The sequence below is a fragment of the Burkholderia sp. ZZQ-2 genome, from assembly GCF_050768715.1.
Lineage (GTDB): Bacteria > Pseudomonadota > Gammaproteobacteria > Burkholderiales > Burkholderiaceae > Burkholderia > Burkholderia cepacia.
This window is the reverse complement of sequence record NZ_LDVA01000129.1, coordinates 1-13,755: the sequence shown is the minus strand read 5'-3', so window position 1 is coordinate 13,755 and position 13,755 is coordinate 1. Positions and strand designations below refer to the sequence as shown.

At 68.7% G+C, this 13,755-nt stretch carries 9 protein-coding genes; 2 read left to right on the top strand and 7 right to left on the bottom strand.

Annotated features, from left to right (window positions below; all coding sequences use genetic code 11):
- The 3 genes from ABY44_RS07975 to ABY44_RS07965 form a co-directional block, all read right to left on the bottom strand.
- Positions 1-265: FAD-binding protein (locus ABY44_RS07975; RefSeq protein ID WP_431641076.1), on the bottom strand; the 265-nt coding region annotated here is incomplete at its 3' end.
- A 185-nt stretch (positions 266-450) separates the two neighbouring features.
- Positions 451-1,944 (bottom strand): FAD-linked oxidase C-terminal domain-containing protein, encoded by a 1,494-nt coding sequence (locus tag ABY44_RS07970; protein WP_011351007.1) that lies wholly within the window; start codon positions 1,942-1,944, stop codon positions 451-453.
- A 41-nt stretch (positions 1,945-1,985) separates the two neighbouring features.
- Positions 1,986-3,395 carry an FAD-binding oxidoreductase gene (locus tag ABY44_RS07965; protein ID WP_027788326.1) on the bottom strand — a complete coding sequence of 470 codons (1,410 nt, stop codon included), beginning with the start codon at positions 3,393-3,395 and terminating at the stop codon, positions 1,986-1,988.
- A 173-nt stretch (positions 3,396-3,568) separates the two neighbouring features.
- On the opposite strand from ABY44_RS07965, the gene ABY44_RS07960 reads away from it, so the two are divergent.
- Positions 3,569-4,120 carry a cob(I)yrinic acid a,c-diamide adenosyltransferase gene (locus ABY44_RS07960; protein WP_027788325.1) on the top strand — a complete coding sequence of 184 codons (552 nt, stop codon included), beginning with the start codon at positions 3,569-3,571 and terminating at the stop codon, positions 4,118-4,120.
- A 106-nt stretch (positions 4,121-4,226) separates the two neighbouring features.
- On the top strand, positions 4,227-5,435 hold the full coding sequence (hmpA, locus tag ABY44_RS07955) for an NO-inducible flavohemoprotein (RefSeq protein WP_431641072.1): 1,209 nt from the start codon (positions 4,227-4,229) through the stop codon (positions 5,433-5,435).
- A gap of 82 nt (positions 5,436-5,517) precedes the next feature.
- On the opposite strand, the gene aroG is transcribed toward hmpA, so the two are convergent.
- The 4 genes from aroG to ABY44_RS07935 form a co-directional block, all read right to left on the bottom strand.
- Positions 5,518-6,591 carry a 3-deoxy-7-phosphoheptulonate synthase AroG gene (aroG, locus tag ABY44_RS07950; protein WP_027788323.1) on the bottom strand — a complete coding sequence of 358 codons (1,074 nt, stop codon included), beginning with the start codon at positions 6,589-6,591 and terminating at the stop codon, positions 5,518-5,520.
- Between the two features lie 398 nt (positions 6,592-6,989).
- The gene (gene tldD / locus ABY44_RS07945; protein WP_021163847.1) at positions 6,990-8,456 is read right to left on the bottom strand and encodes a metalloprotease TldD; all 1,467 of its coding nucleotides are present in this window, start codon (positions 8,454-8,456) and stop codon (positions 6,990-6,992) included.
- Positions 8,457-8,541: 85 nt separating this feature from the next.
- Positions 8,542-9,369 carry a carbon-nitrogen hydrolase family protein gene (locus tag ABY44_RS07940; protein WP_027788322.1) on the bottom strand — a complete coding sequence of 276 codons (828 nt, stop codon included), beginning with the start codon at positions 9,367-9,369 and terminating at the stop codon, positions 8,542-8,544.
- A 63-nt stretch (positions 9,370-9,432) separates the two neighbouring features.
- A complete protein-coding gene (locus ABY44_RS07935; RefSeq protein ID WP_059698821.1) occupies positions 9,433-13,632 on the bottom strand; it encodes a YhdP family protein in 4,200 nt (1,399 codons plus the stop codon).
- Positions 13,633-13,755: the final 123 nt, after the last annotated feature.

The window sequence follows — 13,755 nt, the reverse complement described above, 5'->3', positions numbered from 1 at the left end:
GCGGCTCGAACGGCAGCATCTGGCCGCACTCGGCGAGGACGGTTTCAAGCTGTGCGAGCGGCGTGCCCGCGCGGACCGTGACGACGAGTTCAGCCGGGTCGTACGACACGACGCCCTGAAACGCGCGCGTGTCGAGAATTTCGCCCTCGAGCGACTGGCCGTACCAGTCCTTGGTGCCGCCGCCGCGAATCCGCAGCGGCCGGCCGTCGGCGCTGGCGGCGCGGACGCGGTCGGCCCATCCGGCGACGATGTCGTCCTCTTCCATGTTCTGTTGCTGCCTCGACTTGTTGTTCGGTCGATTGTACCGGGGTGGCGCGATTCCACATCGCGACTATCCCTAAGACCGGTATCGCGGGCCGTCTGCCCGCGTCGCCGCATGAACAGGCCGCGCGGGCACGGTCGAACGCCGCGGCCCGGCCGCGGGCACCGGCCGCGACCCGCGCGAGCCGCTCAGAAGCGCGGCAGGTCGGGGTGCGGCAGCAGCCCGCCGCGCACGTGCTGGCGACCGTATTCGGCGCAGCGCGCGCGGGTCGGGATGCCCTTGTCCGGGTTCAGCAGCCCCGCCGGATCGAAGGCGCGCTTGACCGCGAAGAACGCGTCGCGCTCCTGCGGCGAGAACTGTACGCACATCGAATTGAGCTTCTCGATGCCGACGCCGTGCTCGCCCGTCACGCTGCCGCCGAATTCCACGCAGCATTCGAGGATTTCCGCGCCGAACTGCTCGGCGCGGTGCAGTTCGTCCGGATCGTTCGCGTTGTAGAGGATCAGCGGATGCATGTTGCCGTCGCCCGCATGGAACACGTTGATGCAGCGCAGCCCGTAGCGCGTTTCGAGCTGCTCGATGCGCGCGAGCAGCGGGCCGATCGCGCGGCGCGGCACGGTGCCGTCCATGCAGTAGTAGTCGGCCGAGATGCGGCCGGCGGCCGGGAACGCGTTCTTGCGGCCCGACCAGAAGCGCAGCCGCTCGTGCTCGTTGCGCGATACCTGGATGCGTGTCGCGCCATGCTCGCGCAGCACGGCCGTCATCCGCACGATCTCTTCTGCGACTTCTTCCGGCGTGCCGTCCGATTCGCACAGCAGGATCGCTTTCGCCTCGAGATCGTAGCCGGCGTGCGTGAACGCCTCGACGGCCTGCGTGGCCGGCTTGTCCATCATTTCGAGCCCGGCCGGGATGATCCCCGACGCGATGATCGCCGCGACGGCCTCGCCGCCCTTGACGACGTCGTCGAAGCTCGCCATCACGAGCTGGGCCGTCTGCGGCTTCGGGATCAGCTTCACCGTGACCTCGGTGACGATCGCGAACATCCCTTCGCTGCCGATCATCACGGCGAGCAGGTCGAGGCCCGGCATGTCGAGCGCCAGCGAACCGAATTCGACGATTTCGCCGTCGATCGTCACCGCGCGCACGCGCATCACGTTGTGCACGGTCAGCCCGTATTTCAGGCAATGGACGCCGCCGGAATTTTCCGCGACGTTGCCGCCGATCGTGCACGCGATCTGCGACGACGGATCGGGCGCGTAGTACAGGCCGTACGGCGCCGCGGCCTCCGAGATCGCGAGGTTGCGCACGCCGGGCTGCACGGTCGCCGTGCGCGCGTAGGGATCGACTTCGACGATGCGCGTGAAGCGCGCAAGCGACAGCACGACGCCGAGCGCGATCGGCAACGCGCCGCCCGACAGGCTCGTGCCGGCGCCGCGCGGCACGATCGGCACCTCCATGCGGCGGCAGATCTGCACGATCCGCTGCACCTGCGATTCCGTTTCGGGCAGCGCGACCGCGAGCGGCAGGCGGCGGTACGCGGACAGGCCGTCGCATTCGTACGGCGCCGTGTCTTCGTCGCGGTACAGCAGGCAGTGCGTTGGCAGCACGGCCATCAGCGCCTGCACGACTTCGCGCTGGCGCTGCGCGCGTGCCGCGCTCGACAGTTCGACGGGAGCGTTCATGGGGTCTCCTGCAGCAGGCGGCGCGGCGTCGCACCGCCGTGTCAGCACGTGAAAATCTTGCCCGGATTCATCAGGTTGCGCGGATCGAGCGCGAGCTTGATCGCACGCATCGTGTCGATCGCGTTGTCGCCGTGCTCCTTCGGCAGGAAGCGCATCTTGTGCAGCCCGACGCCGTGCTCGCCCGTGCAGGTGCCGCCGAGGCGCAGCGCGCGCTCGACGATCCGGTCGTTGATGTGCTCGGCTTCCGCGATTTCCTCGGGCTTGTCGGGGTCGATCAGGATCGCGACGTGGAAATTGCCGTCGCCGACGTGGCCGACGATCGGGCAGGGCAGCGACGAGGCGCGCAGGTCGACTTCGGTTTCCTCGACGCACGCGGCGAGCTGCGAGATCGGCACGCAGACGTCGGTGGTCACCGCGCGGCAGCCGGGTTTCAATTGCAGCATCGCGAAATACGCGTTGTGGCGTGCGGCCCAGAGGCGCGTGCGGTCTTCGGGGCGGGTTGCCCATTCGAAACCCTGGCCGTTGTTCTGGCCCGCGAGCGCCTGCACGAGCTCCGCCTGTTCCTTCACGCCGGCCTCGGTGCCGTGGAATTCGAAGAACAGCGTCGGCGCTTCGGTGAGCGTCAGGTTCGAATGGCGGTTGATCGAGCGCACGGCGAGCGCATCGACGAATTCGACGCGCGCGATCGGCACGCCGATCTGGATCGTCTCGATCACGGTGCGCACCGCGTCGCCCATGGACGGGAACGTGCAGATCGCGGCCGATACGGCTTCGGGCAGCGGATGCAGGCGCAGCGTGATCTCGGTGATCACGCCGAGCGTGCCTTCGGAGCCGACGAACAGGCGCGTGAGGTCGTAGCCGGCCGACGACTTGCGGGCGCGCGAGCCAGTCTTCACCACGCGGCCGTCGGCGAGCACGGCGGTCAGGCCGAGCACGTTCTCGCGCATCGTGCCGTAGCGCACGGCGTTGGTGCCCGACGCGCGCGTGGCGGTCATCCCGCCGATGCTGGCGTCGGCGCCCGGGTCGATCGGGAAGAACAGGCCGGTGTCGCGCAGCGCCTCGTTGAGCGCCTTGCGCGTGATGCCCGGCTCGACCGTCACGGTCAGGTCTTCGGCGTTGATCGACAGCACGCGGTTCATTTCCGACAGGTCGAGCGAGATGCCGCCGCGCACCGCGAGCAGGTGGCCTTCGAGCGACGAACCGGCGCCATACGGGATCAGCGGGACGCTGTACAGCGAGCACAGCGACACGACTTCGCGCACGTCGTCCGCGCTGTGCGCGAACACGACGGCGTCGGGCAGTTGCGGATCGAACGGCGATTCGTCGCGGCCGTGGTGGGCGCGGACGGCGTCGGCGGTCGACACGCGCTCGCCGAAGGCGGCGCGCAGCGCATCGAGCATGGCGGGGGGAAGGGGGCGGCGCGTGGCGGCCGGCGGGGCAGGGTGATTCACGAACGTCTCCTTGTCGATCCGGATGAGCGCGTTGGCGCCGACCCGGCTCCCGTGCTGCTGGGTTTCGGCCCATTCTACGCTGTAACGCCTGCTGCGCCCGCCGTCGCGGGCTGCGATAATCGCGTTCGAACGCAACCGGGCCGCGTCGCGGCCGCGCACGAGAGGACATCCGCATGGGCAACCGCTTGAGCAAGATCGCCACGCGTACCGGCGACGACGGCACCACCGGCCTCGGCGATGGCCGGCGTATCGGCAAGGACGATACGCGGATCGCCGCGATCGGCGACGTCGACGAGCTGAACTCGAACCTCGGCGTGCTGCTCGCCGAAACGCTGCCGGACGATATCCGCACGGCGCTCGTGACGATCCAGCATGACCTGTTCGATCTCGGCGGCGAATTGTGCATTCCCGGCCATACGGTGCTCGACGACACGCATCTCGCGCGTCTCGATCGCTGGCTCGCCGACTACAACGCGACGCTGCCGCCGCTGAAGGAATTCATCCTGCCGGCCGGCTCGCGCGCGGCGTCGCTTGCGCACGTGTGTCGAACCGTATGCCGTCGCGCGGAGCGTTCGATCGTCGCGCTCGGGCGCACCGAAACGCTCAACGATGCGCCGCGGCGCTACGTGAACCGGCTGTCGGACCTGCTGTTCGTGCTGGCGCGCGTGCTGAACCGTGCCGACGGCGGATCGGACGTGCTGTGGGAACGCGGCCGTGTCCGCTGACCGCTGACGATTCGCCACCTTACCCTTGCCGCGCTGCGACAATTTGCCCGAGGGGCATCGAATTTTTAAAAATGTATTGTGTGTGCATGTTTAACGGAGAACGAACATGACCCACATCACCGCTGACCAGATGGCTCGCGTGAAGGCCACTGCCCCTGTCCTCGCCGTGCACGGCGCGACGATCACGAAGCACTTCTACCAGCGCATGTTCGCGCGCCATCCGGAACTGAAGAACCTGTTCAACCAGACGCACCAGAAGACGGGCGGCCAGCCGGAAGCGCTCGCGAAGGCCGTCTACGCGTATGCGGCGAACATCGACAATCTCGGTGCGCTGGGCGGGGCTGTGTCGCACATCGCGCACAAGCACGCGAGCCTGAACATCCGCCCCGAGCATTACCCGATCGTCGGCGAGAACCTGCTCGCCTCGATCGTCGAGGTGCTGGGCGACGCGGTCGATGCCGACACGCTCGAGGCGTGGCGCGTGGCTTACGGCCAGCTCGCGCAGATCCTGATCGGCGCCGAGGCCGACCTGTACGCGGGTGCCGCCTGGAGCGGGTTCCGTCCGTTCAAGGTCGAGCGCAAGGTGCGCGAAAGCGACGAGATCACGTCGTTCTACCTGACGCCCGCCGACGGCGGCGCGGCGCCGACGTTCGAGCCCGGCCAGTACATCACGGTGAAGCGTTTCGTCGGCGATCTCGGCGTCGACCAGCCGCGCCAGTACAGCCTGTCCGATGCGCCGCACGGCAAGTGGCTGCGCATCTCGGTGAAGCGCGAAGCCGGCAAGCCGGAAGTCATTCCGGCCGGCAAGGTGTCGACGCTGATGCACGACGGCGTGGAAGAGGGCGCGATCGTCGAGGTCACCGCGCCGATGGGCGAATTCTCGCTGAAGCGTGGTGTCGAGACGCCGGTGGTGCTGATTTCCGGCGGCGTCGGCCTGACGCCGATGGTGTCGATGGCGTCGACGCTGGTCGACGAAGGCAGCAAGCGCGACGTGCGGTTCGTCCATGCATGCCGCTCGGGCGCGGTGCACGCGTTCCGCGACTGGCTGAACGACACGGTGCGCGAGCATGTGAACGTCAAGCGCACGGTGCTGTACGAGCTGGTCGGCCCGAACGATCGCGTCGGCGTCGACCACGATCTGGAAGGGCGCCTCACGCCGGAGCGCGTGCGGCACTACGCGCTGGTGCCGGACGCCGACTACTACGTCTGCGGCCCGATCGCGTTCATGAAGGCACAACGCGATGCGCTGGTCGCGCTCGGCGTCGCGCCGGAACGCATCAATTCCGAGATCTTCGGTTCGGGCGCGCTCGAGTGATGCGCTGACCGGCAGTCGGCGGCCCGCGAAAAAAAGCCCGGCGCGAGCCGGGCGTTTTTCGTTTCGGTGCAGGCGCGGACGATCAGTTCCCGCTGCCGCGCGTGACGCGACGTGCCTTCACCGATTCCGCGAGGCCTTCGAGCACCTTCACGCTGTCGTCCCATGCGATGCACGCGTCGGTGATGCTCTGGCCGTAGGTCAGTTCGCAGCCTTCCTTCAGGTCCTGGCGCCCCTCGACGAGATGCGACTCGATCATCACGCCGACGATGCGGGCGTCCCCGGCCGCGATCTGGCGGCCGATGTCGGCACAGACGGGGATCTGGTTCTCGTGCTTCTTCGAGCTGTTCGCGTGGCTCGCGTCGATCATCAGGCGCGCGGCGAGACCGGCCTTGCCGATGTCCGCGCACGCGGCGTTCACGCTTTCCGCGTCGTAGTTGGGCGTCTTGCCGCCGCGCAGGATCACGTGGCAATCCTCGTTGCCGGCCGTCGACACGATCGCCGAATGGCCGCCCTTCGTCACCGACAGGAAATGGTGCGGCTGCGATGCAGCCTTGATCGCGTCGACCGCGATCTTCACGTTGCCGTCGGTGCCGTTCTTGAAGCCGACCGGGCACGACAGCCCCGACGCGAGCTCGCGGTGCACTTGCGATTCGGTCGTGCGCGCGCCGATCGCGCCCCACGAGATCAGGTCGGCGATGTACTGCGGGCTGATCATGTCGAGGTATTCGGTCGCGGCCGGCAGGCCCATCTCGTTGATCTGGAGCAGCAGCTCGCGCGCGGTGCGCAGCCCTTCGTTGATCTTGAAGCTGTTGTCGAGGTGCGGATCGTTGATGAGCCCCTTCCAGCCGACCGTCGTGCGCGGCTTCTCGAAGTACACGCGCATCACGATTTCCAGCTCGCCCTTGAAGCGCTCGCGTTCCTTCACGAGCCGCCCCGCGTACTCGATCGCCGCCTTCGTGTCGTGGATCGAGCACGGCCCGATCACCACGATCAGCCGGTCGTCCATCCCGTGCAGGATGCGGTGCATCGACTGGCGCGAGTTGTAGATCAGCTCGGACGCGGCTTCGGAGCACGCGAATTCGCGGATCAGGTGGGCGGGCGGCGTCAGTTCCTTGAGTTCGCGGATGCGGACGTCGTCGGTGTTGTGCGGGGGCATGCTGTTTCTCCTTGGTTCCGGGCGCCGTTCGATCAGTGGGCGTGCGGCAGATTCATCAATTCAAGCGATTCAGTGGTTTCGGTCGGGGCTGCGGAACCGCTGCGGCGGCGACCGGGAAGCGAAGGGCGAAAAAAAAAACCGCCGGGTTCGCCGGCGGTTTTTTCGGGAATTTCGGTTGCGCTTTACGCGCCATCAACCCTCTCGATCCGCCAGCGGTCTGAGATGCCAAAAAAAGTAAAAGTAAAACTTGGCGGACATGACGGAGATTCGGTTCGTCAAAAAAGTTGATTCGGAATTTATACCCCGTCGCCGGGCGGCTGGCAACCGGGGAGCGTCGAAAATGCGGACATTCCGCGCGTTTTCTTAAAAATGCGCGGAATGTCTGCGCCGCGATGCGGTTATGCCGTACCGCCGACCGTCATCTTGTCGATCCGCAGGGTCGGCTGGCCGACGCCGACCGGCACGCTCTGGCCTTCCTTGCCACATACGCCGACACCCGTGTCGAGCGACATGTCGTTGCCGATCATGCTCACGTACTTCAGCGATTCCGGGCCGCTGCCGATCAGCGTCGCGCCCTTCACCGGGTAGGTGATCTTGCCGTTCTCGATCATGTACGCCTCGGACGCCGAGAACACGAACTTGCCGTTCGTGATGTCGACCTGGCCGCCGCCGAAGTTCACCGCGTACAGGCCGTTCTTCACCGACGCGATGATTTCCTGCGGATCCTTGTCGCCGTTCAGCATGTACGTGTTGGTCATGCGCGGCATCGGCAGCGCCGCGTACGATTCGCGCCGCGCGTTGCCCGTGACCGGCATCTTCATCAGGCGCGCGTTCAGCGTGTCCTGGATGTAGCCCTTCAGGATGCCGTCCTCGATCAGCGTCGTGCACTGCGTCGGGTTGCCTTCGTCGTCGATGTTCAACGAGCCGCGGCGGTTCGGCAGCGTGCCGTCGTCGACCACCGTCACGCCCTTCGCGGCGACCTGCTCGCCGATCCGGCCGGCGAACGCGGACGAGCCCTTGCGGTTGAAGTCGCCCTCGAGGCCGTGGCCGATCGCTTCGTGCAGCAGCACGCCCGGCCAGCCCGGCCCGAGCACGACCGTCATCGCGCCGGCCGGCGCGGGGCGTGCGTCGAGGTTCACGAGCGCCGCATGCACGGCGTCGTCGACGTAGCGCGACAGGACTTCGTCGGTGAAGTAACCGTAGTCGAAGCGGCCGCCGCCGCCGCCGGAGCCGATTTCGCGGCGGCCGTTCTGCTCGGCGATCACCGTGACCGACACGCGTACGAGCGGGCGGATGTCGGCGGCGAGCGCGCCGTCGCTGCGCGCGACCAGCACGACGTCGTATTCGCCGGCGAGGCCGGCCATCACCTGCGTGACGCGCGGGTCGCGGCCGCGCGCCATCTGCTCGATGCGCTCGAGCAGCTTGACCTTGGCCGTCGCGTCGAGCGACGCGAGCGGATCGGACGGCAGGTACAGGTCGCGGCCCGAGATGCCCTTCAGCGACGTGGCCGCCTTGATCTTCTGGCGGCCGCCGCCGGCTGCCGCGATCGCCTTGGTGGCGGCAGCGGCTTGCGCGATCGCCTCCGGCGACAGGTCGTCCGAGTACGCGAACGCGGTGCGGTCGCCCGCGACCGCGCGCACGCCGACGCCCTGGTCGATGCTGAAGCTGCCCGATTTGACGATGCCTTCCTCGAGGCTCCACGCTTCGCTGCGGGTCGCCTGGAAGTACAGGTCCGCGTAGTCGACGCGATGCGTGAAGATGTCGGCGATCGTGCGCGTGAGCAGGCTTTCGTCGAGGCCGTACGGCGTGAGCAGGATGTCCTTCGCCAGCGCGAGGTTGCGGATGCCGGGTTCGATGATGTTCATGCGGATATCGGGGTTTCTCAAAAAGTTGTCGGGTGCTTCTGGGCAGATGGGTTGGCCGCGCGGTGTTTCAAGCGGTGCGGCGGATTCAGGTCAGCACGCGGTGCCGCCACGCGGGCAGGCTCTGGCGCACGTCGGCGATGCGCTGCGGATCGAGCGTGCCGCGCACGACGCTTGCGCCCACGTCGCGAACCGCGACGATCTCGCCCCACGGGTCGATCAGCATGCTGTGGCCCCAGGTGCGCCGGCCGTTTTCGTGCTTGCCGCCTTGCGCGGCCGCGAGCACGTAGCACTGGTTCTCGACGGCCCGCGCGCGCAGCAGCGTTTCCCAGTGCGCGCGGCCGGTCGTATAGGTAAATGCCGACGGTACGACGATCAATGCGCAGTCGCCCATCCTGCGATACAGCTCCGGAAAGCGGAGATCGTAACAGACGGACAGGCCGACCCGCCCGAACGGCGCGTCGAACGTGACGACCGTATCGCCCGCGCGGATCGTGCGCGCTTCGTCGAACGACTCGTCGCCTTTCTCGAAGTTGAACAGGTGGATCTTGTCGTAGCGCGCGGCTTCGTTGCCGGATGGATCGAACACGAGCGTCGTGTTGAGTACGCGATCGGGCTCCGGGGCCTTCAGCGGCAGCGTGCCGCCGATCACCCAGATGCCGTGGCGACGCGCGGCGTCCGCGAGGAAATGCTGGATCGGGCCGTCCCGGTAAGGTTCGGCGAGCGCGAGCTTGTCGGTGTCGCGGTGACCCATGAAGCAGAAGTACTCGGGCAGCAGCACGAGCTGCGCGCCTTCGCCGGCGGCTTCCGCGATCAGGCGGCGCGCCTCGGCGAGATTGCGCGCGACGTCCGGCGTGCTCACCATCTGCAGCGCGGCGACCTGGAAGGGCGTGGCGGAACGGGTGTGGTCGGTCATCGCTGGATCGGTTGCGTCATAAATGGGGTGCGGCCCGGCACCGTGCGCGGCCCGACGCGCGGCTCAATGGCTCGCCGCATCGGCCGGACCGTGATTCATCTTACCCTGATCGCCCCGCACCCGCTCGATGTGCGGGTGCGCCCACGAGCCGGTGATCGTGTAGTCGAGCGCGAATGCGCGCGACAGCGTCTCCGACAGCGCGTAGTTCGCGGCCAGCACGCCGACGCCGAGCAGCGGGTTGACGATGGCCGCCCCGATCGCCGCCGCGCCCGCGCTGATTTTCGGCGCGACGTGCGCGTGCAGGTCCTGCGTCTCGGTGCCGAGATCCACCGCGCCGCGCACGGTGACGTTCGCGGGCCCGGTCATCATCGAGAAGTCGTCGGTGCGGGCGATCCCGTTCGAGATCCGGCCGGTGCCCGTGATCTTGTCGAATGGCAGCCCCTTGCCGATCACGTCGCGGAAATTCAGCGTCAGGAAGCGCGCGAGGCTCTGCAGGCTCAGCACGCCGAGGAGCTTCGCCGCGCCCGGATCGACCTTCAGGATCTGGCCGTGTTCGAGGTCGAGCGCGATCTGGCCGCCGAGCGACGGCAGGTCGACCGCGGTCGGGCCGCCGCGCCAGCCGACCTTGCCGGTGACCGTGCCGTGACCGTCCGCGAGCGTGCGCGGCAGGCCGACGCGGTCGAGCAGCGCGCCCGCGTTGTCGATGTCGAGCTTGAAGTCGAACACGGTGCGGCGCGGTGCGTCGTTTTCGTCGGCGCCGCGGGCGAGCGCGCGGCGCGAGGTGCGCCAGTTGCCGGTCGCCGTCAGCTTCGCGGCCGGGTTCGACAGCTCCAGCTTGTCGAGCTGCCAGACCGGCGTGCCGGCTTCGTCGATGTTGCGCGCGTTGACGACGAGACGGCCGATGTCGTGGTTGCGCGCGACGACCTGATCGACGATCAGGTCGATCGACGGCATCGGGCGGTCGGTCGGCGTCGGCAGGTTCATCGCGCGGCCGACGAGATCGTGCTGCGCGCTGTCGGGCACCACGAGCTTCGCGAGCCGCGCGTTCAGCACGCCCGCGCCGTTGTGGCCGCCGCCCGGCGCCCATGACAGGTAGCCCGACACCTGGTTCGACGCGATGTTCGCCTGCCAGAGCTCGTCGACGTGCGACGCGCCGACGATCACGTTTTCCCAGTTGCGCTTGAGCAGCTTCAGCGTGCCGAAATGGAGCGCGAAACGCTTCGGCGCGAAGCTCGCGAAATCGACGCGCGGCGCGGCTTGCGGCTCCTGCGCGCGCGGCGTGTCGGGCTTCAGCGTATGGGCCAGCGCGAGCCACGCATCGGCGTCCAGTTCGTTGACGTCGACGGCCGCGCTTACGCCGTCCTGCGGCATGTCGGGCATCCGGTGGATGCCCATCGCGCCGCGCACCGCGCGCAGCGGCTGGCCGCGCGTCGCGTCGAGCAGGTAGGTCGCGGACACGGGGCCGAGCGTCAGGTCGGCGTGCTCGAGGCGCTTGCCGTCCGCCTGCGGCGCCGGCTGCAGCGTGAAGCTGAACGGCATCGGCGTGCCGGCCGGTTTTGCGAACGGCGCGGGGAAATTCAGTGCCACGCCGGTCAGGTCGGAATGCGCGCTGATGTCAGGCAGGCGGCCCGGCGCGCCGCGCACGGCGACCTTGTACGGCGCGTCGCCGACCACGTGCTCGAGCAGCGCGGCCGCCGGGCCGTGCAGGTTCAGGCCGCGTGCGGCGTCGAGCGCGAGCCGGCCGTCGACGTCCACCGTATACGGGCCGTGCGACTGGAAGTTGCCGCTCGCGCGCACCGGGCCGCCGAGGAAGCGCCCCGACAGGTCGTGCAGCGATGCGCCGGCCTCGGTGAACCGGACACTGCCGCGCAGCGCGGACAGCGGCGGCACGCCGCTCGTCGTCAGCGTGTTGCCGCCGAACGCGAGCGCGCCTTCGATGTGCGTGTGCGGATGCGGGACGTGCTGCGGAATCGTGATCTTGAGCGCGAGCGACGCGGGCCCCTGCGCATCGATCCGCTGGCCGATATGCCCGCTCATCGTGCCGAGCGAGCTGTTGTCCGCGTAGTCGATCAGGTCGGCGAGCGGGCCCTGCGCATGACCGTCGATGATGAGCGGCGAGTGGCTCGGGTTGCCGAGATCGTCGATGCGGCCCGCGACCTTCGTCAGCGCGACGCGCTTGTAGTGCGCACGATCGATGTCGAAGCGCAGCTTGTTCTGCGCGAGCTCGAACACGCCGTTGATCCCGTCGAGCGCCGGCCAGACGCTCGGCGTGCCGTTCGCGAGCTTGCGCGGCGGGTACGGCGTCGGTTCGAAGCGGCCGCCGGTGAACGGCGCGACGATGTGGAACACGCCGGCGTCCGGCTCGTGTTCGAACGGGAATTTCTCGAGCGGGCCGCGCGCGACGATCGACGCACCCTTGGTCACCTGGCCGGCCTGCAGCGCGTGGCCGAGATAGTCGCGCAGGTGTTCGGACATCCCGGTCGGCAGGTAGCGCGGAATGCGCGCCACCGACGCGCGGGCGAAATCGGCACGCAGGTCGAGCGAGCCGCGGCCGTGGCCGGGGTTCGTGTACGAGCCGGATACCGCGATTTCGGCATCGGGGTTCGAGACGAGCAGGTCGGGCAAGGTCACGTCGACGCGCGCATGCTTTTCGCCGGCCGCGGGCGTGATCACCCACTTTGCGTTGCCGCGCAACCGGTCGAATGTCAGGCGCGGCTCGTCGAATTCGCCGGGTACCGTGACTGCCGCGTTGACCGTATCGAAATGCGCGCTGCCGCCCGTCTCGTTCGCATCGACGCGGCCCCACAGGTTCTCGACGCCCGGCCAGCCGGCCCGCGGGTGGCCACGCGGCGACAGCCCGGGCGGCGGCTCCTGCGCGGCGAAGCTGATGCCCTGCAGATCGCCGAGGAAGCGATAGCGGACGATCGGCGCGGCGCCCATGCGCCGCTCCTCGTCGGCGAGGTCGGCCCGCGCGGGCTTCGCGCGTTCGACCTCGATGTGATAGTTCGACACCATCCCGCGCGGGTCGATCTTGATCAGCTCGTTGCGCAGGCGCGCCGGCAGCGGCAGCCCGCGAATGAACTCGCTGAGAATGCCGAGATCGACGCGGTCGCCGACGACGCTCAACAGCTGCCCCTGGCTGGCGGTCGGCACACGGTAGCGGGCCGTCAGCGTCGACAGCGCGAGCGAGCGGGCGAGCGGTGTGCCGTCCGGCAGCGGCGGCTGGCCGAGTTCCGCGTTGAAGCGCGTCAGGTGCAGCGTGTAGTCGTGGCCGGCATCGAGCTGCATGTCCCAGCCGAAGCCGACCGTCGGCACGTCGAGCCGCGGCTGCGTCGGGCGCACGCGCAGCGCGACATCCGCGCCCTGCAGGTCGCCGCCCGCCGAATGCAGGTGGCCGTCGCTGAAGGTGGCCCAGATCGCGTTGTCGATCCGGCCCGCGTGGATCGTGAGCGGCATGTCGAGGTAGCGCCCGAGCGTCTGCAGGTCGACCGGGCCCGTCGACAGGTACGCGTCGCCCGACCAGTTCGACGGCTTGCCGACCGGTGCGAGCGGCTTGTGCCTGAAGCGCGCGCGGAAATCGAGCGGGCCGAGCAGCAGCGTGCCGTTCGCGGGCGCCTGCAGCGCGGCCTTGTGCACGCGGCCGTCGTTGAGCACCGCGAGCCGGATGCCCGACAGCACGAGCTCCGGCGCGTCGTGCTGCGCGTCGCGCCAGCGCAGCGTGCCGCCGCGCAGCACGATCGCTTCCTGCTTCAGCAGCCACGTACCGAACGTGTCGTTGCCGCCATGAGTGGTTGCCACGCCGACGCCCGCGACGCTCAGCGAGCCGTCGGCCGCCCGCGCGACGACGAGGTCGGGCTGGTCGACGATCAGGCTCGACAGCGCGGGCGACAGCCGCAGCAGCGACATCCACGACAGCGCGGCCGTTGCATGCGGCACCGACAGCGCGACCTTGCCGTCGTGGCCGCGGATCGTCAGGTTCGTGAGTTCGACGCCCGGCTGCATGCCGGACCAGTTCGGGGAAAGCTTGCCGATCGAAAGCTGCGCGTGGAGCTTGTCGGACACCGCGCGCTCGATGCGCGGGCGGAATTCGTCGATGCGGGGCAGCAGTACGTAGCGCAGCCCGAGGAACGCGCCGGACGCGACGAAGTAGGTGCCGAGCCCGACTGCCAGCGTCACCCGGAACACGCGGCGCAGGACCGGATGATCGTGCTTCGGAGGTCCCGCTTCGGGCGCAGCTACGGCGGATTCCTGACGGTCGGACATGCGGCGGACGGGCGGCGATATGGTAGTTTTGCAGACTGACGTTGAAATGTATCACACGGGTTCGTGCCGGCGGCCGTTGCGGCAGCGCGGCACGGGCTTTCCGGCGCGCGGTTTCGCGGCGGG

Coding starts and splice junctions, on each gene's coding strand:
- ABY44_RS07970 (WP_011351007.1), bottom strand. CDS start 1,944: ATGAACGCTCCCGTCGAACTGTCGAGCGCGGCACGCGCGCAGCGCCAG.
- ABY44_RS07960 (WP_027788325.1), top strand. CDS start 3,569: ATGGGCAACCGCTTGAGCAAGATCGCCACGCGTACCGGCGACGACGGC.
- hmpA (WP_431641072.1), top strand. CDS start 4,227: ATGACCCACATCACCGCTGACCAGATGGCTCGCGTGAAGGCCACTGCC.
- aroG (WP_027788323.1), bottom strand. CDS start 6,591: ATGCCCCCGCACAACACCGACGACGTCCGCATCCGCGAACTCAAGGAA.
- tldD (WP_021163847.1), bottom strand. CDS start 8,456: ATGAACATCATCGAACCCGGCATCCGCAACCTCGCGCTGGCGAAGGAC.
- ABY44_RS07940 (WP_027788322.1), bottom strand. CDS start 9,369: ATGACCGACCACACCCGTTCCGCCACGCCCTTCCAGGTCGCCGCGCTG.
- ABY44_RS07935 (WP_059698821.1), bottom strand. CDS start 13,632: ATGTCCGACCGTCAGGAATCCGCCGTAGCTGCGCCCGAAGCGGGACCT.